We start from the raw sequence: 23,652 nt of genomic DNA on the forward strand, positions 1-23,652 counted from the left end.
CCCATGGAACGCAAAACAACAGATATCGTGATCAGTGGTGGCGGAGTTGCAGGCCTGACCGCAGCAGCCGCCTTTGGCACCGCGGGCTTTGACGTAACGATCGTTGACCCCACGCCCCCCGTGACCACCAGCGATGCGGAAGGGTCCGATTTGCGGACCACCGCATTTTTGCAGCCCGCCCAGCAGTTTCTGGAAGCCGCAGGGCTGTGGACGCGGCTGGCGCCCTTTGCTGCGCCGCTTCAGGTCATGCGGATCGTTGATATCGGGACCGACAAACATGTCACCCGCGATTTCAATGCCGCCGATATTTCGGACCAGCCCTTCGGATGGAACCTGCCCAACTGGCTTTTGCGGCGCGAAATGGTTGCGCGGCTGACTGAGCTGCCGAATGTCGATTTCCGCGCAGGTGTCGGCTTTGCCCGCATGGTGGCGCGCAGTCATGAGGCGCTGGTGACGCTCTCGGATAACAGCCAGCTTTCCGCGAAACTTGTCATCGGGGCTGACGGGCGCGGATCAGCCGTGCGCGAGAGCGCCGGAATTGGCGTGAAAACAATGCGATACGGGCAAAAGGCACTGACCTTTGCCGTCACCCATGATGCGCCGCACAACAATGTCTCAACCGAAATCCATCGCTCTGGCGGGCCATTCACGCTGGTGCCTTTGCCGGACCACGAGGGCAAGCCCTGCTCTGCCGTGGTTTGGATGGAAGGCGGCGCTGAAGCCAACCGTTTGCATGCCCTGCCGGAAACGGCGTTCGAGGCTGCGGCAAACGACCGCTCCGCTTATCTTTACGGGCCCCTGAAACTCGCCAGCAAGCGGACCCTGTGGCCCATCATAAGCCAGATCGCCGACCACCTGACCGCGCCGCGCACGGCGCTTGTGGCGGAGGCCGCGCATGTGATGCCACCCATCGGCGCGCAGGGTCTCAACATGTCGTTGCGTGATCTGTCCTGTCTGCTTGATCTCGCGGCAGCGGCACCCGACCAACTGGGTGCACCTGCGATGCTTGATACCTATGCCCGCAAACGCCATCCCGACATCAAGTTGCGGGTGACAGGGATTGACGCGCTCAATCGCGCGTCAATTGCCGGAAGCCCGATGATGCAGTCGCTTCGCGCCAAAGGGATTGAGGCACTGTATGGTGCTACGCCCGTCCGGCAGACTCTGATGCAGTTGGGCCTTGGGGCGCGCTAAAGCACCTTGTCCAGCACAGGCACCAGACGCGCCAGCGTGGCGTCCACATCATAGAGCTTGTCCAGCCCGAAAAGGCCAAGGCGGAATGTGCGGAAATCGTCTGGCTCGTCACATTGCAGCGGTACACCAGCGGCAATTTGCATGCCTTCGGCGGCAAATTTCGACCCATTCTGGATGGCCGGATCGTCGGTATAGCTGACCACGACACCCGGCGCACCGAACCCTTCGGCGGCAACCGATCTGATCCCCTTATCGGCCAGCACCTTGCGCACAGCATCGCCCAAGGCCCATTGCGCCTCTTTGAGTTTATCAAAACCGAATTCTCGGGTTTCGAGCATTGTATCACGGAAAGCCCGCAAGCCATCGGTCGGCATTGTTGCGTGATAGGCGTGACCGCCATTCAGGTAGGCCTGCATGATGCTGTGCCATTTCTTCAGGTCGACGGTGAATGAATTGGAAGTGGTTTCCGCCATCCGTGCCTCGGCACGTGCCGACAACATCACAAGTCCCGCAGAAGGCGTGGACGACCACCCCTTTTGCGGTGCCGAGATCAGCACATCAACGCCGGTTGCTTTCATATCTACCCACGCACAGCCCGAGGCGATACAATCGAGCACCATCAGCGCACCCACGTCATGAGCCGCATCGGCAAGCGCTTTGATATAGCCGTCCGGCAGGATGATCCCGGCAGAGGTTTCCACATGGGGGGCGAACACAACATCAGGGCGCGCATCCCTGATTGCGGCTGTGACATCTTCAATCGGTGCCGGTGCAAATGGCGCGCGCGTATCATTGCCCGCCTGCCGCGCCTTCATCACTGTTGTCTTGGCCGCAAACTTGCCTGCTTCAAAGATCTGGCTCCAGCGATAGGAAAACCATCCGTTGCGGACCACAAAGGCATGGGCATCGGCACCGAACTGGCGCGCAACGGCCTCCATTGCGTAGGTGCCACCGCCCGGCACGATGGCCACGCTATCGGCATTGTAGACCTCGCAGAGCATGTCCGAGATATCGGTCATCACACCTTGAAAAACCTTCGACATGTGGTTGAGTGACCGGTCGGTAAAAACCACCGAGAACTCCATCAAACCGTCCGGGTCGACCCCTGAAATTGCGTTGTCCATTGCCATCTCCTAGCTGCTTATCCGTATGGCTATGTGCAGAACCGGCACAAAGCAAGCGGCGCCTGCCTAAATTGGCCCCGGCCTGCGTTCTTCTGACAAGAGCACATTTGCTTCGACGTTACCGACACCCGGCATCGTCATGATGCGGCGCCGCAAGACACGTTCGAAATCAGCCAGATCGCGGGCCACGACGCGCAGACGGTAGTCATAGAGACCCAGCACGTGATCGACTGTCTGCACTTCGGGAATGGCCCCCACCGCGCGCTCAAAATCCTCAAGGCTCACACGCCCCTTGGTGGCCAATTTGACGCCCAGAAATACCGTCACGCCGAACCCCAGTTTTTCGGCATCCAGCACAAGCCTGCGCCCCGCGATCACCCCCGCTTCCTGCAGGCGACGGATCCGCCGCCACGTCGCAGGCTGGCTGAGCCCGAGCTTCTGACCCAACTGTGTTGTCGATTGATCCGTGTTTGCCGAAAGCGCGCGCAGGATCGCGAAGTCGAGATCATCCAGCGTCATAGCGGCAGGCTTTCGTCAGACTTCACCGATGCGACGGTCATCAGTGCCTCGATGTCCGCGATATGCGGCAAGGTCAGGACCTCTTCGCGGTAAATACGCTGATAATCAGACAGATCCTTTGCTATCAACGAAAGGCGTACATCAACACGCCCCAGAAAGGTCTGGATTTCGATGACTTCTGGCACCGCCCGTGCGGCCGAAATGAACTCGTCAAAGGCGCGCGCTACCGTCTTGTCCAGTGTAATACGCAAACTGACCGAGACAGCATAACCTAATGCGGGCCAATGAATGATGGCATGGCTCCCCTGAATAATCCGGTCTTCACGCAAACGGTCCACGCGTCGCATCGCGCGTGCGGGTGTCAGCCCCGTTGCCTCGGCCAGTTCCGGCATCGCGGTCGCGGGTTCTGCCTGCAAAAGGCGCAAAATGCGGCGATCAGTATCATCAAGCATAAAAATTACACTATTCGAATAGAATACGCATAACAATCATCATCTTGCCAAAAATACTCAAGGAACAACACTATTTTCAGGCGGGAGATACGTTATACCCACCCCAGAAACCACATAAAGGACGACGACTATGCGCGTTTATTACGATCGCGATTGCGATGTGAACCTGATCAAAGACAAAAAAGTTGCCATTCTGGGCTATGGCTCACAAGGGCACGCGCACGCGCTGAACCTGCGTGACAGCGGTGCCAAGAACCTTGTTGTGGCGCTGCGCGAAGGCTCTCCTTCTGCGGCCAAAGCCGAAGGCGAAGGCCTCACCGTGATGGGCATCGCGGAAGCCGCAGCATGGTGTGATGTGATCATGTTCACAATGCCCGACGAGCTGCAGGCAGAAACCTATAAGAAATACGTCCACGACAACCTCAAAGAGGGTTCGGCCATCGCGTTCGCCCACGGCCTGAACGTACACTTCGGCCTGATCGAACCCAAGCCCGGCGTTGACGTCATCATGATGGCACCAAAAGGCCCCGGCCACACCGTGCGCGGCGAGTACACCAAAGGTGGCGGCGTGCCCTGCCTTGTAGCGGTCCACAACGATGCATCCGGCAAGGCGATGGAAATCGGCCTGTCCTACTGCTCTGCCATCGGTGGCGGACGCTCCGGCATCATCGAAACGAACTTCCGTCAGGAATGTGAAACCGACCTCTTTGGCGAACAGGCTGTTCTCTGCGGTGGTCTGGTCGAATTGATCCGCATGGGCTTTGAAACACTGGTCGAGGCCGGATACGAGCCCGAGATGGCCTATTTCGAGTGTCTGCACGAAGTGAAACTGATCGTGGACCTGATCTACGAAGGCGGTATCGCGAACATGAACTACTCCATCTCGAACACAGCCGAGTATGGGGAATATGTCTCTGGTCCGCGCATCCTGCCTTATGAGGAAACCAAGAAGCGCATGAAAGACGTGTTGTCCGACATCCAGACCGGTAAATTCGTGCGTGACTTCATGCAGGAAAACGCCGTTGGCCAGCCCTACTTCAAGGCTACACGCCGCATCAACGACGAGCACCAGATCGAGCAGGTCGGTGAGAAACTGCGCGCGATGATGCCCTGGATTTCCGCAGGCAAAATGGTCGACAAAGCGAAAAACTGATCGACATGTAAGGTGGATCATGATCCACCTTACGCACCGAAAGGCCCGGGCACTGTCCGGGCCTTTTGTCTTGAAAAGGCCCCACCATGACCGCGCAACCCACACCAGCAAACTGGCTTTCCATCGTCCTTCTCGGATTGATCTGGGGGGCGACCTTCATGGTTGTTGCCATCGCGCTGGAAGGATACGGCCCGCTGACCGTGGCCTGTGCCCGTACAACACTCGGGGCGATTGCACTGCTGTTATTGATGCGAGTTTTGAACCGTCCTTTGCCGGTCTTTACTCCTGTGATGACCCGCTATCTGGTGGCCATTGGCCTGATGAATACCGCACTGCCCTTTGCCCTGCTCAGCTGGGGGCAGCAGTATGTGCCTTCCGCCTTTGCCGGTATCTCCATGGCCGCGCTGCCGCTCTTTGTGCTGCCGCTGGCGCATCTTTTCACCGACGAAAAGATGAGCCTGCGCAATACACTTGGCGTGATCACGGGCTTTATCGGGGCGACCGTCCTGATTGGCCCCGGTGTTCTGCGTATCGGCACAGGGTGGGAACCGCTGGGGCAAATCGCATGCGTCGCAGCCTCGGTATCCTATGCGGTGTCCAGTATCATGACCCGTCGCTGCCCGCCGATTGATCCGATCACAATGGCCGCACTCTTGCTGACGGTGGGTTCGGTCGCCTTGATCCCTGCGATGCTGCTCATCGAAGGGGTCCCCGCGATCGGGGACATGCGCCCGACCATTGCGATTATTTTCCTCGGCTTCATCCCGACAGCATTGGCGGCCCTGATCCGCGTGGCAACGATCCGGTCAGCGGGCGCGATTTTCATGACACTGGTGAACTATCAGGTGCCGCTCTGGTCGATGTTCTTTGGCGCAATCGTGCTCAGCGAGGTGCTGCCGCTGCGGTTCTTCGTGGCACTGGGTTTGATCCTCTTTGGCCTTGCCATCAGCCAGTGGAGCAATCTGCGCAAGCTGCTGCTGCGCTAGACCGCAGCCTCGACCTCGGCCACGATCCCGTCCACGACCTGCGCCAAGAGCGCATCATCCTCGCATTCCGCCATCACACGGATGAGTGGTTCGGTGCCCGACTTGCGGATCAAGAGACGACCCTTGCCTTGCAGCTTGGCTTCCGCATCTGCGATAGATTTCTGGACAAGCTCTGCGCCCAACGGGTCCTGGCCCGCCGCAAAGCGCACGTTCTTGAGCATCTGGGGCACAGTTTCAAAGCTCTTGGTCAGCGCGCTGGCAGGCAGTCCAGTTTCGATCATTGCGGCCAGAAATTGCAGGCCCGCCAGAAGACCATCACCGGTCGTCGCGTAATCGGTCATCACAATATGGCCGGATTGTTCGCCGCCAAGGTTCCAGCCGTTCGCGCGCATCGCCTCAACCACATAGCGGTCACCGACAGCTGTGCGCTCAAGGCGCAAACCGCGCCCATCCAGATACCGCTCAAGCCCGAGATTGGACATCACGGTTGCAACCAAAGTACCACCGTTCAGGCGCTCTTGATCCGCCCAGCGGCCCGCCATCAGCGCCATCAGCTGATCACCATCGGCCACTGCGCCATTTTCATCGAGGATCATCACGCGGTCCGCATCGCCATCAAGGCATATCCCCACATGCGCGCCCTCGGCCACCACTTTTGCCGCAGCAGCAGCCGTGTTTGTCGAGCCGCAGCCTTCGTTGATGTTAAAACCGTCAGGTGACACACCCACAGGGATCACCGTTGCGCCAAGTTCCCACAATACCTCGGGGGCGACGCGGTAGGCGGCACCATTCGCGCAGTCAATCACCACCTTCAGACCATCAAGCCGCATACCTGACGGAAATGTCGATTTGATCCGCTCGGCATAGCGGAAACGGCCATCGTCGATCCGCTTGGCGCGCCCGATATTCTGCGCCTGCGCCGGTTCGATGGTCCCGCTGATAATCGCTTCAATCTCGGCTTCTGCCTCATCCGAGAGCTTGAAACCGTCAGGGCCAAAGAATTTGATCCCGTTGTCATGGTGCGGGTTGTGGCTGGCGGAAATCATGATGCCCAGATCGGCGCGCATAGACGTTGTCAAAAGGCCAACAGCCGGCGTCGGCACAGGCCCCAAGAGCAGTACGTTCATGCCCGTGCTGGTCAGACCGGCGGTCAACGCGTTTTCAAACATATAACCGGACAAACGCGTGTCTTTGCCAATCACCACGCGGTGCCCGTTGGACCCGTCATTGCGAAAATAGCGCCCTGCAGCGGCACCGATCTTGAGCGCCATTTCTGCGGTCATGGGAAAGGTATTTGCCTTGCCGCGCACACCGTCGGTGCCAAAGAGTTTCCGTGTCATGTCATTGCCGCCCCGCCAATTGCCCATTCCAAGTCTAGTGCTTGCTTTGTTGCGAAGATATCGTGAACGCGCAAGATTTGCACGCCCCGCCTTGCGGCAAAAAGAGCGACTGCCACAGATCCGCTCACGCGGTCCGATGCGTCCTTGCCGCCGCCGATTGTTCCGATAAACCGCTTGCGCGACGCGCCCAGCAGCACCGGACAGCCAAGCGCGTGGAAAAGTGCGATACCGCGCAAGAGAATCAGGTTGTGTTCAAGCGTTTTGCCAAACCCGATCCCGGGGTCCACGATAATCTGGTCACGCGCAATCCCTGCGCCCACAGCGGCCTCAACCCGCGTGCTGAGGAAGTCATAGACATCGAGCAGCACATCATCATAGGTGGGATCGTTCTGCATTGTCTCGGGCGACCCTTTGGCGTGCATGACACAAACCGGAACTCTGGCTGCGGCTGCGACCGCGGCCAATTTCGGATCAAAGGTAAAAGCCGCCACATCATTGATCAGGGTCGCACCCGCCTCAACTGCTGCCAATCCCACATCGGATTTGCGCGTATCAATCGAGATCGGCACATTGCTCTGCGCGCGAATGGCTGCAATCACAGGGGCTGTCCGCGCGATTTCCTCGGCAGTCTGCACCTCGGCCGCACCGGGACGTGTGCTTTCACCGCCCACATCGATGATCTCGGCGCCCTCTTCTTGCATTGCAAGCGCATGTGCCAGTGCAAGGTCGGGTGCATTGAATTGCCCGCCATCGGAGAAGCTATCGGGCGTGACATTCAAAATACCCATGATACGCGGGCCAGTCATCGCCATACCCGCGACAGGCGTGCGCGCGCGTATCAGGTTTTCCAGCACTTCTGCAGGCACGTCGCCCGCAGGAATGGACCGGACACCGCCGCCGCGCGTGTGAACCGCAACGGTATCAAACCAGCACAGACCACCCGCCAGTGGAAAGCTTTGGGGTGTCGGCGTCTCACCAAAGCGCGCAATCGGGCGATAATACTGGGTCATGACAGGTCAAAGGTCTCTGATGGAACGGCACGGACAGGCACATCCGTTTGCGGCGCAGGCTGGCCGATGACAAGCAATTCCTTCGCCTGCATCTCGTCGGCAAACCATGCCACGAGGGCTACGGCATCGCGCGGACTTGCAGAGGGACCATCAACTGCATCAAGAACGATCTTGGAGGGGGCCCAGATACAGATCTGGCCATTCTTCATTGCCCAATCCAGTTCCGTCCGCGAATTGACAACCATGCAGCGGCGGTCGCGCGCGGCCAAACTCCATGCATTTTGTTCGATCGCCAGCAGATCAATCCGGCGTTGGGCAAGGGCATTTTCCGCCTGAGGCGCAGGCACGTCAGCAGGCCCGACGCAAAGGATGAGCGGCGCGTCCATTGCTGCCAATTGGTCAATCCAATCCCCGATCTGCGGGCTCTCAACCGCAGCATTCGACAAATAGACAATGCGCGGATGCGGAGCGGCCACATGAGTTTGCCCACCCGGATCGACACCATCGCGCGCACGGACGATCTCAACCCCGAGCGAGAACGGACCACGGTCCAGTTTCTCAATCCGTACGAAAACACGTTCTGCCTGAGGCTCGAGCAGAATGCGCTCAGCCACGCGCGCCGCGAGCGTTTCAAGCAGATTGATCCGCTCGGCTTCCAGCTCGCTGCTGATCGCTTCGGTTACTTTGTCATAAGACAAGATACGGTCGACATCGTCATCAATAGGCCCGCTGAGCGGCAGGACTTCGACCACAACATTGAATCGGACGCGCTGTAACGTTCCGCGCTCTTGTTGAAACGCGCCAATCTCGACCTCGACCACATAGTCGCGGAGTGAAATGCGATCATAAGGGATGCTGCTACTGGCCTCTGCCCTCTCGCTTGGGTGGGCAAAGGCAAGGCGGATATCATCAGTCATGGGGGCGTCCAACACGTCAAGTTACCCGTGTGGGATACAAGGGCCGACGCGGTGCGGCAAGCGTCAGGCGCGACGCTCGTCCGCAATCATGCGACTTACATTGATGCCGTGCGCACAGGCTGGCGATAGAAGTAATGGAACCCGATGGAAGCAGTACGCGGAAAACGCTGTGCCCAAGAAGGGTTGACGGCTTTGGTATGGTAGTGTGTCGCACCACCGGTCAATGCGCGCGGTGCACCATCAATCAACATACGGGCGACCTTACCGACACGCTCCCACGAACGGGGCTCGGCAATCACTTCGGGTTTGCCATCACATGTATAGGTAAACTGGCAAGCGTAGCGGCGGCCTGTACCCTGATTAATCACTGCGCAAAGCGAATCCGGATAGGCACTGCTGTCAACGCGGTTCATGATGACTTCGCCAACTGCGAACATCCCGCGGACAGATTCGCCACGTGCTTCGAAGTAGAGAGCTTCAGCCAGACATTGCCATTCTGATCCGCCATCTGCGGCAGGCAACTCGGCCAGATAATCACGATCATAGACCAACCCGGTCTGTGTTTCGACGCCACGCTCTTGTGCAGGCGGCAGACTGGTCAACATGCTCAAACGGCTGTCAGGCACGACCGATAAAGCCTGACGTTCTTGACCCAGGATGGCTTCCAAACGGCTTGCCATCACTTCATCTGCAAAGGCTGATGTTGCCCCAACAGAAATAACAGCCGCAAAACATGCGGCGATAATCGCCTTCAATACAGTCATTCTTCCCACCCAGGAAACTTCGCGGGTTAGCTCCGCGCCAGCGCGGCAGTCTTTAGGGGAAACAACCGCGAAGGTCTACCCCTTGGGCCCGAACGGTCCAAAACCGGCAAGATTACGCACAGGGTGCGGCCTTAACGCCACAATATGCAGTGGATTGCCGCGCTTTCACCACTAAATGCAGCGTTGTATTACGGTGACACCTTATCGGCCAAAGCGAGCTGCGCCGCCGTCAGGCGCGCCACCGGCACCCGGAAAGGGGAGCAGGAAATGTAATCGAACTGCTGGGCACGACAGAACGCGATCGCCGAACGATCGCCCCCATGCTCGCCGCAAAGCGACAAGACAACATCGCTGCGGCCCAACCGGCCACGCGCCGCGCCGATAGAAATCAATTCGCCCACACCTTCGATATCCAGCGTATGGAACGGGTCTTCGACATAGACGCCCTGCTGCACATAAGACGACATGAAGCGGCCCGCATCGTCGCGTGACAGACCATAGGTCATCTGGGTCAGGTCATTGGTGCCAAAGGATAAAAATTCGGCATGCTCGACAATATCCTGTGCGCGCAGTGCCGCACGCGGGGTCTCAACCATGACGCCGAGCCGATAAGTGAAATCCGCTTTGCTTTTCGCCCTGACAGCGTTTGCTACCCCGGTGATCCGCGCCTTTTGCAGCTCGACTTCGCGCATGGCACTGACAAGCGGGATCATGATCTCGACATTGATCGAGATGCCTTTCTTCCCGACAGCCACCAAAGCCTCAAAGATGGCACGGGTCTGCATGTCGTAAATCTCGGGAATAGCGATTCCCAGACGCACGCCACGCATCCCCAGCATCGGGTTATATTCGGCCAGCGCATCAATCCGCTCGATCACATCCGGCAGCGGCAAAGCGACCTGTTCGGCCAGATCACGCATGCCTGCTTTATCGGAAGGTAGAAACTCGTGCAGCGGTGGGTCGAACAGGCGCACGCACACGTTCTTGCCTGCCATGATCTCGAAGAGGGCCTGAAAATCGGCGCGCTGCATCGGCAAAAGGCGGTCGAGCACCTCTTTGCGGTCGTCGCTCTCTTCGGCAAAGATCATCTCGCGCATCACGCCAAGACGGTCGCCTTCAAAGAACATATGCTCGGTGCGGCACAGCCCGATACCCTCGGCGGCAAAGTTGCGGGCGGTTTGCGCGTCGGCGGGGGTGTCGGCATTGGCGCGCACCCCGATATCGCGAAAATCATCAGCCCATTCCAGCAAGGTCTGGAAGGCGCCATCAAGAGCGGCTTCCAGCATCGGCGGCTCACCGGCCAGAACCTGACCACGGCTGCCATCCACCGTAATGATGTCACCCGCCCTGAACTGCCGCCCGTCGGGGGCCGTAATCACGCCATTCTTGCGGTCAATCGTCAGGTCAGACGCCCCCACAACGCAGGGCAAACCGATCCCCCGCCCGATCACAGCGGCGTGGCTGGTCACGCCGCCCCGCATCGTCAGGACCGCGTGGGCGGCATGCATGCCGCGAATGTCCTCCGGCGTGGTTTCTCGCCGCACCAGAACGCAGGCCTCGCCGCGCGCGGCACTGGCTTGTGCCTCGTGCGCGGTCAGCACTATCCGGCCCGTGGCCGCACCCGGGCTGGCCGCGATCCCGCCGACGATCACGTCACGTTTTGCATCCGGATCGACCTGCCTGTGCAACAACTCTGACAGGGCTGACGGCTGCACGCGCATGACCGCTTCCTCGCGGGGGATCACACCGTCTTCGGCCAAGGCCACGGCGATCCGCACCGACGCGCGCGAACTGCGCTGGACGCGCACGGCATCCAAAATCTGCAGGACACCGTCTTGCAACGTGAATTTGATTTCCATCTCTTCGCGCAGACGGCGGCGGCAGATATCGCCATATGACACAAGCTGGGCGTATTGATCGGGGCAGATATCCTCAAGTGCCGGACCACGCGCGTCACGTGTCAGATAAAGCGCGCCCTCGGCATCGGGGCCAAGATCATAGGCGTCGCTTCTGCTGGCGCTCAGATAGCGGCCAATAATCTTGGGCGCGCCGGACGTGGAATCCACAAACTGCATCACACCCTGACCACATTCGCCCTGCCCTGTTCCCAAGGCCATTGCTTGTACGACAAGCCCGAGCCCTGCATTTGCCGGCGCCCCCTTGGCCTGCCGCAGCAGTCGCGCGGTGGTCCCATCCCACGCACGGGCCATGGAACGCAGCACTTCGGCCAATTGCACAGCGGGGTCCTGCGGAAAGGGTTCATCCGTTTCAAACTCGAACGTGTCGAGCATGGTTTTCAGACTGGCGGCATCGGCCACATCGGGCAGGTAGAATTCATCAGGATCAAGACGCGCCACATGGATCGCGTAGGACTGCACAAAACGCAGGTAGAGTTTCGTCGCGGCTGCGGCCCCGATCCGCTGGGTCAGTTCGGCAAGGCGGGCATCATTCATTCCGACATTCAGGATCGCGCTGGGGCCACCCCAATCGGGGTCCTGACTGGACGGGCGCACAGACAGAAGCGGTGCATCGCCAAAGGGGGCCAGCAGGGTGTCCATATCGGGCAGATTGCCAATGGCCGCCGCATGGACCGCATCGAATGACAGGGCGACCGTCACCGGCACCGGCATATCCAGACGCACCAGCCGCTGCAGACACTTCGCCCGCCCGCCATGGACCGAGGCCTTCATGGCCGCAGTTGGCGTGATAAGCGTCAATGGCCCATATGTTGACTGTTGCTGCACTGCGGCACCGATCTATTGTTCAGTTGCAGCATAGAAGGAAATCTGGCGCGCTGTACACATAAGTTTACATATTTTGTGTCTAGCCTTCGATTTTCGTCAGATCGGCGACGCTGAGGCAGATATTTCTGATACGTGACAACAGGTTAAGACGATTGCGGCGCAAGATCTCGCTTTCCGCGTTCACCTGCACATCGGTGAAAAAAGCATCAATCGGGCCACGCAGTGCTGCCATAGCAGTCATTGCAGTGCTGAAATCCTCTTCTTTCATCGCGGGCGCAATTTTTGCATCTGCAGCATCAAGAGCGGCGAAAAGTGCCTTTTCGGCATCGTCTTCGGCGAATTTGATGTCCGCGCCATAGGAATATTCCACCCCGTCCTTTTCCTCGGCCTGCGTCAGGATGTTGTTGGCGCGCTTGAAGCCCTGAATGAGGTTTTCACCGTCATCGGTGGCAAGTGTCGCAGCCAATGCCTCGGCCCGTTTGACCAGCAGCGTCAGGTCGTCATTGCCCGGCATCGCAATGCAGGCGTCGATGATGTCGTGGCGGATGCCTTTGTCACGCAAGAAAACTTTGAGGCGGTCGTGGAAGAAGGAGAGGAGGTCGGAGACTTGTTCAAGCGAACCTTGTTCTATTTGTTCACGCTTTCTCGCTGCTTCAATTTCTGGCTCTGAACCGTAACTTGAATACGCCTGAAAGTTGATCAGTATCTTTTGCGCCATATCAAAATTGATCCAGCCATCCTTTGTACGCAGAGATTTTCGGAACAGCTTTAGATCATCATCTTCAAAATCATGCGAAAAAGGTTCTGCATATGTTTGCACAAAGTGATCGCCCTCGTTCTGCACGAAAGCCGTCGCAAGTAATGTTTTATTGAGACGAACACCATTCTCCAAAACCAACCGAATAACCCCCAGCGCGGCCCTGCGCAGCGCGAAGGGGTCCTTGCTCCCCGTCGGCTTCTCATCAATCGCCCAAAAGCCTGTCAGCGTGTCGATCTTGTCGGCCAGCGCCACGGCCACAGACACCGGCGCGGTCGGCACATCATCAGACGGGCCCAGTGGTTGCCAGTGTTCCAGACAGGCCTCTGGCACGCCGTCATCATGCCCTGCGGCCTTGGCATAATACTGCCCCATCAGCCCCTGCAATTCGGGGAATTCATAGACCATTTCAGAGGCCAGATCGGCCTTGGCGATCCGTGCGGCCTCTTCCGCCAGATCGGGCTTGGCGCCCACATGCGGGGCGATTTCGCGCGCAAGGGCCGCGATGCGTTCGATCCGTTCGGCCTGTGAGCCGAGTTTCGCGTGGAAGGTCACGTTGGCGAGTTGATCTGTCCACGCCTTCATCCCCTGCCGTTCGACCGTGCGCAGATCGTTTTCCCAGAAGAATTTCGCATCCGACAGGCGCGCCGACAGCACCTTCTGGTTGCCCGCCAGAATGGTCGCACCGTTGTCGGCGGTTTCCATGTTGGCAACGGTCACGAAACGTTCGATCCGGCCCGTCTTGGGGTTGCGCACGGAAAAGAATTTCTGGTGCTCTTTCATCGAGGTTTGCAGCACCTCGGGAGGCAGGCCAAGGAAGGCGTCATCAATCTGCCCCAGCAGGACCACAGGCCATTCGACCAGCCCCGCAACCTCGGCCAGCAGACCACGGTCCTCGACCACCTCAAGCCCCAGCGCAAAGGCCTGATGGGTGGCGTCATGCCAGATCGCCTCGGCGCGCTCGTCTGCCCGCAAGATGACCTTGGCGCGCTTCAACTTCGCCTCGTAATCATCGAAATTCGTGACGGAAAATGCACCTGGCGAAAGGAAACGGTGCCCGCGCGTGGTGTTGCCCGATGTGATCCCGTCAACATCCAGCGGCACGATCTGCGCGCCTGCCTCGTCACTGAGGATGCACAGGATGGAATGCAGCGGGCGCACCCATTTCAGCGGGCCATCACCCCAGCGCATCGACTTGGGCCAAGGGAAATTGCGCACTGTCTGTTCCAGCACTTCGGCAATGATATCCGCCGCCATCCGCCCCGGTTTTTCGATCACCGCAAAATAGACCTGGCCCTTTTTGTCGTTGCGTACTTCAAGGTCTTCGCGGGCCACGCCTGCACCGCGCAAAAAGCCTTCAATCGCCTGATCCGGCGCACCCACTTTTGGCCCCTTGCGCTCTTCGCGCACTGCCTTGCTTTCCGCCGTCAGCCCTTCAATCGACAGTGTCAGGTGGCGCGGCGTCGAAAAGGCGGCTGCACCCGCATAGGTCAGCCCTGCCTCGACCAGACCGTCCGTCACCAGCTTGCGCAGGTCGTCGGCGGCGCGGGTTTGCATCCGCGCGGGGATTTCCTCGGAGAAGAGTTCAATCAGAAGATCAGGCATCACTCGGTGCTTTCTGGAATTGGGGGGCAGTCTTCGGGCGGGCGGTTGCCGTCAAAAACAACTTCGCCGCATTCATTGATCTGGTGCCACGCATAACCCCGCCCGTCGGGGTAAATGGCAACAATCCGGTCGATCCCGTATACGATGTTTTCAACGCCCATGAAGGCAATGGCATCGGTGCGCAGGTCTGCCCCGATCTGGGCTGCATCAAAGCAATCGAACCAGCGGGGTGCCACACGCGGTTCGGCGTTATCTACGATTTCAAACGTCTCTGTCAGCATCGCAAGGCTGAGCGTGGTTTCAAAGCAGGCCCGGTAGCGCAGCGGGCTGCTGATCGCGTCGATGCCTTGGAAGTTTTCCACCATTATCGGTTCGGCTTCACCGGTGCTGACAGAGGTCAGGCGCACGGCGTCACCGCTTGCCTGCACCTCATCATAATAGGCGTAGACCTGCTGGTAGTAGAGCACACCGCCAAGCACAGCCGCCGCCAAAAGCATGCCCACAATAAAGATACGCGCCACGCTCATGTGTGTTCCAACTCTGTATTGCGGAACAACAGACAGGTCCTTGAGCCGTTGTAAGCGCAAACCTCGAATCCGCGCGCCAACAGATAATTGGTGACCGCCGGAAGCGTCGATTCCGATGTGACACCGCGCTCAAACCCGACATCTGCCGCAACATATTCAAAATGCCGGATGATGCCCTCAGCCCCTTCCAGAATTTCTGGTTCTGCGCCTTCAGCTTCGAGTTTGAGAAGTTTGTATTTCCTCACTGGCAGCACTTTGTCCAAGCGTGCGCTTGGTACTTTTATTTCCTCGGTGGCGCCCTCAATCGGAAACAGTGACGAATCGCCCTTTGCCGACTTGAGGTAGAAGACCAATTCAGCCGAGTCGTCGTGCCAGAGCGCTAGATGGTGCGCCGTTTTCTCTTTCAGTGCGAGATTGGCTTCCAGATTATATTCCAATGCCCGAAATTCGCCTGGTGAGGGTTCAAAACCGATATAATTCACTGGGCAATCGATTGCGGAAAACAGCAACGTCAAATCACCTGTATTCGCCCCCACATCAACAATCCAGTCGTTCGGCGCAAAATCCAACTGATCCAGCATATATTGATAGGCCAGACGGTTGCCGCGCATGTCTCTTCCATCAAACAGAGTCCAAAGACGGCGTGGATGCGCAAAGGCGTGCGCGCCGCCGTCATGGCAGATATAGATCGCCTTGTCGGGATCATAGGAAAACCGAATATCAGCGCGCCCTGTCATGGCAGATGCCCGTGTCGCCCAGCGTGCCATTGACGCACCCGTCATGCGACGCAAAATCTTTTGAAAAAAGGCAGCTCTGCGCGGTGCCTCTTTGACGCGGCGGGTCGCCGGGCCTCGTTCTAGCGTGCCCGATGTTTGATGTTTTGCAATCACGCCGCCGCCCCGCCTGCTTCGGTTTGCACGAAGGCATCGGCGCAGGCCTTAGCCAGCGCCCGAACCCGTCCGATATAAGCCTGCCGTTCTGTCACTGAGATCACGCCGCGCGCGTCGAGCAGATTGAAGACGTGGCTTGCCTTGATGCACTGGTCATAGGCGGGGTGCGCCATAATGATTTTTGCGCCTGTCTTGGGGTCCGTTGCGGGGGCATCCAAGATACGCTGGCACTCGGCCTCGGCATCCACGAAATGTTGCAACAACACGGCAGTGTCGGCCACGTCGAAGTTCCAGCGCGAATATTCCTGCTCGGTCTGTTTGAAGATATCGCCATAGGTCAGCGGGATTGGCGTTTGCGGGTCGTTGAAGGGCATGTCCATCACGTGATCAACGCCCAGCACATACATCGCCAGACGCTCCAGCCCGTAGGTCAGCTCGCCCGAGACAGGTTTGCAGTCATGCCCGCCGACCTGCTGGAAATAGGTGAACTGGCTGACTTCCATGCCGTCACACCAGACTTCCCAGCCAAGACCCCATGCGCCGAGCGTCGGGCTTTCCCAGTCATCCTCGACAAAGCGGATGTCATGCAGGGTTGCATCAATGCCGATCGCCTCAAGCGAACCCAGATAGAGGTCCTGCATGTCGGGCGGCGAGGGTTTGATCAGCACCTGATATTGGTAATAATGCTGCAAACGGTTGGGGTTTTCACCATAGCGGCCATCGGTCGGACGGCGCGAGGGCTGAACATAGGCTGCCGCCCAAGGCTTGCTGCCCAGCGCGCGCAGGGTCGTGGCAGGGTGGAATGTCCCTGCCCCCACTTCCATGTCGTAAGGTTGCAGGATCGCACAGCCTTTGCTCGCCCAATATGTCTGGAGCCGCAGGATGATTTCCTGAAAACTGCGTGGTTTGTCTGCCATCTCAAAACCCTTCAAGTGCTTTGTGCGCTCAATAGGGTGCTGGGCCGACAGGGTCAATTGGGCAACGCCTGCGGATTTTTTTGTGCGTGAACACGCGGTTTGCCCAGAGTTTGGCTTGCGCAGCGGCGTATTGGCCGCCACCACAAGCGAAAGGGTTTTTTACTTCCGAGGTTTTCCATGTTCAGGGCATTCGTCGTCGCACTCGTCATTTTCGTTTCTGCCATGCAGGCCCAGGCACAGGACCGCTATTGGGTACAGATCGAGGCGCGACAGACACTGACCGAAGCGACAGAGCGCGCACGCTTTTACGCGCGGCGCTTCAGTGATGTTGAAGGGTATTATCTGGGGCGCGGCTTCTATGGCATTGTGCTAGGGCCGTATAGCGAAAGTCTTGCCCGCGCCGAGTTATCCCGCCTGCTGAGCAGCGGACAAATCCCCTCTGACAGCTACCTGCAAAACGGACGCCGTTTCGAGCAGCAGTTCTGGCCAATTGGCGGCGCGCAAGCATCCACTGTGTCAACCGCACCGGACCGCGCACCAGAGCTACCCGCCTTGCCGCAGGTGGACCTGAACGCGCCCGAAGAAACACTCGGTCAGGCCCGCGCATCCGAGGCCGCCTTGCCGCGTGAGGCGCGTGAAGAATTGCAATTGGCACTGCGGTGGGCCGGTTTTTACAATTCAGCGATTGATGGCGCATTCGGGCGCGGCACGCGCAGTGCCATGGCTGCTTGGCAGAGCGCCTATAATCAAGAGCCGACGGGGGTTCTGACGGCCCGCCAGCGTGCGCTGCTATTGTTGCAATACAATGCTGTGATCGCCGGTCTGGATATGCAGCTTGTGCGTGATGATGCCGCAGGCATTCAAATGCAACTGCCTACGGTTGCGGTGGCTTTCACAGAGTATCAGCCACCCTTTGCCCAATACGATGGTCAAGGTGATCTCTCTGCCGCGCGGGTGCTGATGATCTCGCAGCCTGGTGATGCGGGACGTCTGAGAGGGCTCTACGAGGTCTTGCAGGTTCTCGACATCATGCCGACCGAGGGACCGCGCAGGCTGCAGGGCAATAGCTTTACCATCGAAGGGATCGGCGACGATATCCATTCCTATGCCACTGCCAGCTTGCAGGACGGCGAGATCAAGGGCTTTGTGCTGGTCTGGCCCGCAGGTGACGACCGGCGTCGTGCGCGTGTGCTGGATCTGATGAATTCCAGTTTCGCACGGCTGGACGGCACGCTTGATCCGAACCTTGTGCCCGCCAGTGAGGATCAGGCCATAGATATGATCGCAGGGCTTTCGGTGCGGCAGCCGAAACTGTCACGGTCTGGGTTTTATGTATCCCGCGATGGCCTGGTCGTCACGACGCCGGAAGCGGTGGAGAGCTGCGCGCGGATCACCTTTGACCGCGATACAGAGGCCGAAGTGCTGGCCAGCGACCCCGCTCTCGGCTTTGCGCTCCTGCGCCCGCTTGAGGCCTTGTCACCTATCGAAGTCGCTGCGTTCCAACCGCGGACACCGCGCCTGAAAGATCCGGTGGCAGTGGCGGGCTATCCCTTCAACGGCGCCCTGAATGCACCGACACTGACCTTTGGCACGCTGGAAGATATCCGCGACCTGACGGGTGATGACCGGATCGCGCGCCTCTCGGTCGCTACCCAGCCCAGCAATGCGGGCGGTCCTGTACTGGATCAGGGCGGCAATGTGCTGGGCATGCTGTTGCCTCGCAATGGCGATGGCGGTCAGACCTTGCCTGCGGACGTGCAATTCGCGCTGGATGCCGAGATGATCATAGCGACGCTTGAGACACTGAACATCACGCCAACGCGCAATGACGCTGGCCCTGCCCTGTCAGCCCATGCACTGACCGAAAAAGCCGCGAATGTCACCGTATTGGTCAGCTGCTGGTAAGCGCGATATCCGACATGACCCGAATCACAGTCGGGCCTTTTGTGGCAAGGGCCGTCTGAACGGCCGCTTTGAATGCGTCCAGATTTGCAGGTTGGATTGCTGCGGCGCCATAGGCCTCTGCCAGCTTGAGGAAATCAGGGTTGCGCTGGATCACCGCGTTCGGCGCGATCTGGGCGCGCACCATGCTGTCCTCGATCTCGCCCAACTTGCCGTTGTCCCAGATGATAATGGGCAGGGTAAGACCCAGTTCAACCGCGACGGCCAGTTCCTGCACGGTGTATTGAAAGCCATAGTCACCCAAAATGGCGATAACAGGCTGGTCGCCAACCCCGATCTTGCCGCCGATCGCCGCGGGCAACGCGTAACCCAGTGTGCCAAAACCGTAGGGGTGGTGCCAGTGTCCGGGGCGGTCCATCGGATAGACCTCTTTGGCGGCATAGGCGAATTGGGTCATATCGGAAAAAAACATGGTGTCGGCAGGGACCGCTTCTTTGAGCGCATCCGCGACAGGCAGGATACCGGGCCGTTCGGCATCAAGCTCGGCCCGCCAGCGGGCACGGGTGGATCTGACCTCTTCGGCAGTCCATGTGGTCTTTTTGACGCCTTCCATCTGGATCAGGCTTTCGGTCAGATGCGCACTGGCATCGGCAAGGATGCGGGTATCGGCATTGTGGCGGTCTGAAAGGCTCTCGGGGTCCAGATCAATCCGGACCAGCGGTGCCGTATGGCCCAGATGATCGCGCCACAGATCGACCTCGCTCAGCCGCGTTCCGACAGCGACCACAAGATCAGCCGAGGCGATCACGGCCTCGCTTCCGGCGCGGGCAAGCGTTGCGCCAAAGTGCAGCGGGCTGTCATCGGGAATGATCCCGCGTCCGGCGTAGGTCGTGAAAGAGGCCGCATTCAAACGCTGAAAATGCGGCATCCAGCGCTCCACCCCATGTGCCGCACCACCGCCAAAAATAAAGAGCGGGCGCTTGGACGCATTCAGTTGGTCGATCAGGGATATTTGCTGCAGGGGGGCCGCTGCGGGGCGGTAGGGCCACTCATCCGCACGCTCAGGCGCAGGGGCGGCATTGGCTTCGAGCTGCGCAATCGGGACCTGAATGTGTTTGGGTGATGGCACACCGGTCGCAAGTTCGGTCAGTGCACGGTCAATCAGCTGATAGCTTGCCTCGGCCGACCGTGCAGTGACGGACCAATCGCAAACGGTCGCTGCCGCCCCTTCCTGATCTTTCATCTGGTGCAACTGGCCGCGTTTGGCCTCGGTCTCATCCAGCACCGACGAAATCACCAGCATCGGCACGCTATCCGAATAGGCCTGACCCATCGGAGTCATGATATTGCACAGGCCCGGCCCCGATATCACATAGGCCACCCCCACCTTGCCCGTCGCGCGGGCATAGCCGTCGGCCATAAAGCCAGCGCCCTGTTCATGACGCGCCAGCACATGGGTGATCCCCGCCTCTTCGATGCCGCGATACATTTCCTGATTATGCACACCAGGGATGCCAAAGATGGTATCCACCCCGCGAGCCCTGAGCATATGTGAAATTTGCGCACCAAGGGGACGTGTCGTCATCAGTTTCTCCAGAATTTGATCGTCAGGATCGTCAACACAACCATGATTTCCAAGCGCCCCACGAACATGGCAATCGCCAAAATCCATTTCGCGGTATCGTTGATGTTCGCATAGTTGCCTGCCGGTCCGATCTCGGTCCCGAGACCCGGGCCAATGTTGGCAATGGCTGCGGCAGCACCCGAAACCGACGTGATAAAGTCCAGGCCTGTCAGCCCCAGCAGCACCGCAGTGCCCCCCAAAGCAAGAATAAATGCCACCAGAAACGCAATCACCGAGTTCAGCACATCCTCACTGATCGGGCGTCCGTCATAGCGTGGGGTGAACATACCATGTGGGGAATGGATTTGGCGGATCTGGCTTTTGATCGCGGCAAAAACCAGCTGGTAGCGGAACACTTTGACCGAACAAGAGGTTGAGCCCGCACAGCCCCCGATCAGGCCGATGAAGAAGAACAGGACGACAGGGAACGTTCCCCATGTCATATAATCGGCACTGGAATAACCGGTCCCTGAAATGATTGACGTGATGTTAAATAGCGCCTCACGAAAAGCGATCTCTGACATAACCCCTTCACGTCCCCAGACCCACGACGTCATCAGCAGAACGGTGACAAGAACAATCCAGAAAAACGTATGAATCTGCGTATCTTGCCAAAGCGGCTGTGCGGTGCCGGCGATCAGTTGAACGTAGCGCACAAACGGCAATGCCGCGAGCACCATGAAGACCGCGCCCACATAATGCGCGCCCGCACCGTAAAGCCCGAAAGAGGCATCCGAATTCGCCATTCCCCCCGTCGAGACCGTGGTCATTGCATGGACGATGGCATCAAAGGGCACCATGCCGGTCACAGAATAAGCCAGCGCGCAGCTGATAGTCAGAATAATATAAATCACGGAAATACGGCTTGCGATCTGACCTGCTCGGGGCAGGATTTTTCCCATCGTATCAAATGCTTCTGACCGGAAGATCTGCATGCCACCCACGCGTAGTTCGGGCAGAAAGACCATCGCGACCACAATGATCCCGACCCCACCCAGCCATTGCAGGATACCGCGCCAGAGTTTGAGCCCGTCAGGCAGGTTTTCGATCCCCGTCAAGACGGTGGCCCCCGTGGTGGTCAGGCCAGACATCGCCTCAAAAAAGGCGTTCGTGAAACTGGCGTCTGTCGCACCCAGCATAAAGGGGATCGCCCCGAAAACGGGCAACATCAGCCAGACAAGCGACGTCAGCAGAAAGGTTTGCCGCAGGCTCAGCCCTTCTGACACGCCATTTGCACAGGCAAGCGCAATCAGGCCCCCGGTCACGATCGTGATGACCGCGCTTTCGAAGAAGACAAACCAATGTCCATTGCCTGCCATTAGATCAATCGCCAATGGGACCAGCATGGTCAGGCCAAGCGATGCCACCAGCAGACCGATCACATATCCCACGGGGCGTAAATCAACCATGCAGGCAGCGTTGTCCTGCCCTTTCGCCGGTGTCAAGAACACCACAGCGATATTCGCGACAGACTGTCGCTTGAAAGCGCGTGCACGCGCCTTAGCTCCACTGCATGTTTGATCCGACTTATGCCGCAGCCCTGTCCCGTCTCAACGCCTTCGCCCCAAAGGCGGGGCGCGATTATGCGGGCAAACGCAATTATGACGACATGGCCCATGTGTCGGCCCTGTCGCCCTATATCCGGCACCGGATGATCACCGAAGAAGATGTGCTCAAGACCGTTCTGGCCCGCCATAGCGCCACTGCGGCAGAAAAATTCATCCAAGAGGTCTATTGGCGCACCTACTGGAAGGGCTGGCTTGAATTGCGCCCTGCCGTCTGGGACATGTACCGCGCCGATCTGAACGGCGCATTGAACCGCATTCAGACAGAAAGCGGCCTGCGGCAGGATTGGGAGGCGGCCTGCAAAGGTGAGACCGGCATTGATTGCTTTGACCACTGGGCGCGGCAGTTGGCGGACACCGGATATCTGCATAATCACGCGCGGATGTGGTTTGCTTCGATCTGGATATTCACATTGCGCCTGCCGTGGACTTTGGGCGCGGATTTTTTCATGCGGCACCTGCTGGATGGCGATCCGGCCTCCAATACCCTGTCTTGGCGCTGGGTCGGCGGGTTGCAGACGGTTGGCAAGACCTATCTGGCGCGTCCCGACAATATCGCGAAATACACCGAAGGGTGGTTTGATCCCAAGGGCCTTGCGACTTTTGCGGCACCGTTGGAAGGACCACCCGCGCCGCCGCGCGGGGCTATACCTGTGTCGGATAGCTTCGATCCCGCATTACGCACGGGGCTCTTGATCACCGAAGAAGATCTGTCACCGGGATGGCTGGCCCAGCAGGTCCAGCCCTGCACAGTGGCGATGGTGCAAACAACCGCCGCGCGCAGCCCATTAACGGTGAGCGACAATGTCACGGCATTTGTGACTGATGCACAAAAAGATGCAGCAGCGCGCTATGCCGACAAACTGGGGTCAATCGCGCAGGTCACGCCCGAAACTGTGGCGGATTGGGTGGCGGCGCATAACATCGAGCAAATCGTCACCCCCTACATACCAACCGGCCCGACGCGTGATGCGCTGAAGGATGTCCGTCTCTGCAAAATCATCCGGCCTTACGATAGTGCGGCCTGGCCGCATGCCACACACGGGTTCTTCCGGTTCAAGGATAGAATTCCCGCCCTTCTGGGTGACATCAAGGGGTTGCGCCTCGCGTAAATGACGCCACGACACAGCCCATTGCACGGGACAAATATCTGACCTAAACTAAACTATCCAGTTCACATTTGGAGCAGTATCATGGCCACTCGCCTCACCATCAACGGCACCGCGCATGACGTGGATTTACCTGAAAATGTGCCTCTGTTGTGGGTCTTGCGCGACGAAATCGGGCTGACGGGTACCAAGTTCGGCTGTGGCGTGGCCGCCTGTGGCGCCTGTACCGTTCATATTGACGGCGAAGCGGTGCGGTCCTGTCAGGTGGCTTTGGCCGATGTCTGGGGCGAGGTGACAACGATCGAAGGGCTTGGCACACCTGACGCGATGGCCACGATCCAGCAGGCATGGGTCGATCATCAGGTGGCGCAATGCGGCTATTGCCAGTCGGGCCAGATCATGAACGCGGCGGCCCTTCTCGCGCAAACGCCTGCCCCGACCGATCAGGACATTGACGATGCGATGCAAGGCAACCTGTGCCGCTGCGGCACCTACCCCCGTATTCGCGCGGCGATCAAAGATGCCGCCCAGCGTCTGTCAGAGGAGACATAAG

Annotated in this window: 20 protein-coding genes; 6 read left to right on the forward strand and 14 right to left on the reverse strand. The window is 58.8% G+C overall.

The window, feature by feature from the left end:
- The first annotated feature begins 3 nt into the window (after positions 1 to 3).
- Positions 4 to 1,194, forward strand: a complete 1,191-nt coding sequence (locus SJY29_RS09735) for a UbiH/UbiF family hydroxylase (protein ID WP_400082350.1) — start codon at positions 4 to 6, stop codon at positions 1,192 to 1,194.
- Here the strand turns inward: SJY29_RS09735 and SJY29_RS09740 are convergent.
- From SJY29_RS09740 to SJY29_RS09750, 3 genes are all read right to left on the reverse strand, one after another.
- Entirely contained in the window at positions 1,191 to 2,318 is a 1,128-nt protein-coding gene (locus tag SJY29_RS09740; protein WP_400082353.1) for an aminotransferase class V-fold PLP-dependent enzyme, read from the reverse strand. The two genes, SJY29_RS09735 and SJY29_RS09740, sit on opposite strands and share 4 nt — an antisense overlap.
- 66 nt (positions 2,319 to 2,384) lie before the next feature.
- Positions 2,385 to 2,837: an Lrp/AsnC family transcriptional regulator gene (locus tag SJY29_RS09745; RefSeq protein WP_400082355.1), complete on the reverse strand. Its 453-nt coding sequence runs from the start codon at positions 2,835 to 2,837 to the stop codon at positions 2,385 to 2,387.
- Positions 2,834 to 3,289 (reverse strand): Lrp/AsnC family transcriptional regulator, encoded by a 456-nt coding sequence (locus SJY29_RS09750; RefSeq protein ID WP_110279240.1) that lies wholly within the window; start codon positions 3,287 to 3,289, stop codon positions 2,834 to 2,836. The genes SJY29_RS09745 and SJY29_RS09750 overlap by 4 nt, the downstream gene beginning before the upstream one ends.
- Positions 3,290 to 3,419: 130 nt before the next feature.
- Between SJY29_RS09750 and ilvC the strand changes: the two genes are divergently transcribed.
- Positions 3,420 to 4,442 (forward strand): ketol-acid reductoisomerase, encoded by a 1,023-nt coding sequence (ilvC, locus tag SJY29_RS09755; protein ID WP_400082358.1) that lies wholly within the window; start codon positions 3,420 to 3,422, stop codon positions 4,440 to 4,442.
- A gap of 86 nt (positions 4,443 to 4,528) precedes the next feature.
- Positions 4,529 to 5,428: a DMT family transporter gene (locus SJY29_RS09760; RefSeq protein WP_400082361.1), complete on the forward strand. Its 900-nt coding sequence runs from the start codon at positions 4,529 to 4,531 to the stop codon at positions 5,426 to 5,428.
- On the opposite strand, the gene glmM is transcribed toward SJY29_RS09760, so the two are convergent.
- From glmM to SJY29_RS09805, 9 genes are all read right to left on the reverse strand, one after another.
- Positions 5,425 to 6,768, reverse strand: coding sequence for a phosphoglucosamine mutase (glmM, locus tag SJY29_RS09765; protein WP_400082364.1), 1,344 nt, complete (start codon positions 6,766 to 6,768; stop codon positions 5,425 to 5,427). The genes SJY29_RS09760 and glmM overlap by 4 nt on opposite strands.
- The gene (gene folP, locus SJY29_RS09770) at positions 6,765 to 7,778 is read right to left on the reverse strand and encodes a dihydropteroate synthase (RefSeq protein WP_400082367.1); all 1,014 of its coding nucleotides are present in this window, start codon (positions 7,776 to 7,778) and stop codon (positions 6,765 to 6,767) included. The genes glmM and folP overlap by 4 nt, the downstream gene beginning before the upstream one ends.
- Positions 7,775 to 8,695 carry a dihydroneopterin aldolase gene (locus SJY29_RS09775; protein ID WP_400082370.1) on the reverse strand — a complete coding sequence of 307 codons (921 nt, stop codon included), beginning with the start codon at positions 8,693 to 8,695 and terminating at the stop codon, positions 7,775 to 7,777. The genes folP and SJY29_RS09775 overlap by 4 nt, the downstream gene beginning before the upstream one ends.
- 95 nt (positions 8,696 to 8,790) lie before the next feature.
- A complete protein-coding gene (locus SJY29_RS09780) occupies positions 8,791 to 9,459 on the reverse strand; it encodes a cell wall hydrolase (RefSeq protein ID WP_400082373.1) in 669 nt (222 codons plus the stop codon).
- A 188-nt stretch (positions 9,460 to 9,647) separates the two neighbouring features.
- Positions 9,648 to 12,203 carry a putative PEP-binding protein gene (locus SJY29_RS09785; RefSeq protein WP_400082376.1) on the reverse strand — a complete coding sequence of 852 codons (2,556 nt, stop codon included), beginning with the start codon at positions 12,201 to 12,203 and terminating at the stop codon, positions 9,648 to 9,650.
- Positions 12,204 to 12,282: 79 nt separating this feature from the next.
- Positions 12,283 to 14,565 (reverse strand): glycine--tRNA ligase subunit beta, encoded by a 2,283-nt coding sequence (gene glyS / locus SJY29_RS09790; RefSeq protein WP_400082379.1) that lies wholly within the window; start codon positions 14,563 to 14,565, stop codon positions 12,283 to 12,285.
- Positions 14,565 to 15,086: a DUF6446 family protein gene (locus tag SJY29_RS09795; protein WP_400088891.1), complete on the reverse strand. Its 522-nt coding sequence runs from the start codon at positions 15,084 to 15,086 to the stop codon at positions 14,565 to 14,567. Before SJY29_RS09795 ends, glyS begins: the two co-directional genes overlap by 1 nt.
- A gap of 2 nt (positions 15,087 to 15,088) precedes the next feature.
- Positions 15,089 to 15,703, reverse strand: coding sequence for an FkbM family methyltransferase (locus SJY29_RS09800; RefSeq protein WP_400082382.1), 615 nt, complete (start codon positions 15,701 to 15,703; stop codon positions 15,089 to 15,091).
- Positions 15,704 to 15,978: 275 nt separating this feature from the next.
- Positions 15,979 to 16,899, reverse strand: a complete 921-nt coding sequence (locus SJY29_RS09805; protein ID WP_400082384.1) for a glycine--tRNA ligase subunit alpha — start codon at positions 16,897 to 16,899, stop codon at positions 15,979 to 15,981.
- 177 nt (positions 16,900 to 17,076) lie between these two features.
- Here SJY29_RS09805 and SJY29_RS09810 point away from each other — a divergent pair, with 177 nt between their 5' ends.
- Positions 17,077 to 18,804, forward strand: coding sequence for a serine protease (locus SJY29_RS09810; protein WP_400082387.1), 1,728 nt, complete (start codon positions 17,077 to 17,079; stop codon positions 18,802 to 18,804).
- Here the strand turns inward: SJY29_RS09810 and SJY29_RS09815 are convergent.
- Both SJY29_RS09815 and SJY29_RS09820 read right to left on the reverse strand, forming a co-directional pair.
- Positions 18,791 to 20,386, reverse strand: a complete 1,596-nt coding sequence (locus tag SJY29_RS09815; RefSeq protein WP_400082389.1) for a 5-guanidino-2-oxopentanoate decarboxylase — start codon at positions 20,384 to 20,386, stop codon at positions 18,791 to 18,793. The two genes, SJY29_RS09810 and SJY29_RS09815, sit on opposite strands and share 14 nt — an antisense overlap.
- The gene (locus tag SJY29_RS09820; RefSeq protein ID WP_400082392.1) at positions 20,386 to 21,834 is read right to left on the reverse strand and encodes a TrkH family potassium uptake protein; all 1,449 of its coding nucleotides are present in this window, start codon (positions 21,832 to 21,834) and stop codon (positions 20,386 to 20,388) included. Before SJY29_RS09820 ends, SJY29_RS09815 begins: the two co-directional genes overlap by 1 nt.
- 104 nt (positions 21,835 to 21,938) lie before the next feature.
- Here SJY29_RS09820 and SJY29_RS09825 point away from each other — a divergent pair, with 104 nt between their 5' ends.
- Entirely contained in the window at positions 21,939 to 23,102 is a 1,164-nt protein-coding gene (locus SJY29_RS09825) for an FAD-binding domain-containing protein (RefSeq protein ID WP_400082395.1), read from the forward strand.
- An 81-nt stretch (positions 23,103 to 23,183) separates the two neighbouring features.
- Positions 23,184 to 23,651, forward strand: coding sequence for a (2Fe-2S)-binding protein (locus tag SJY29_RS09830; protein ID WP_055292106.1), 468 nt, complete (start codon positions 23,184 to 23,186; stop codon positions 23,649 to 23,651).
- The last annotated feature ends 1 nt before the right edge of the window (position 23,652 follow it).

This window comes from Yoonia sp. R78084, from assembly GCF_044595625.1.
Taxonomy (GTDB): domain Bacteria; phylum Pseudomonadota; class Alphaproteobacteria; order Rhodobacterales; family Rhodobacteraceae; genus Yoonia.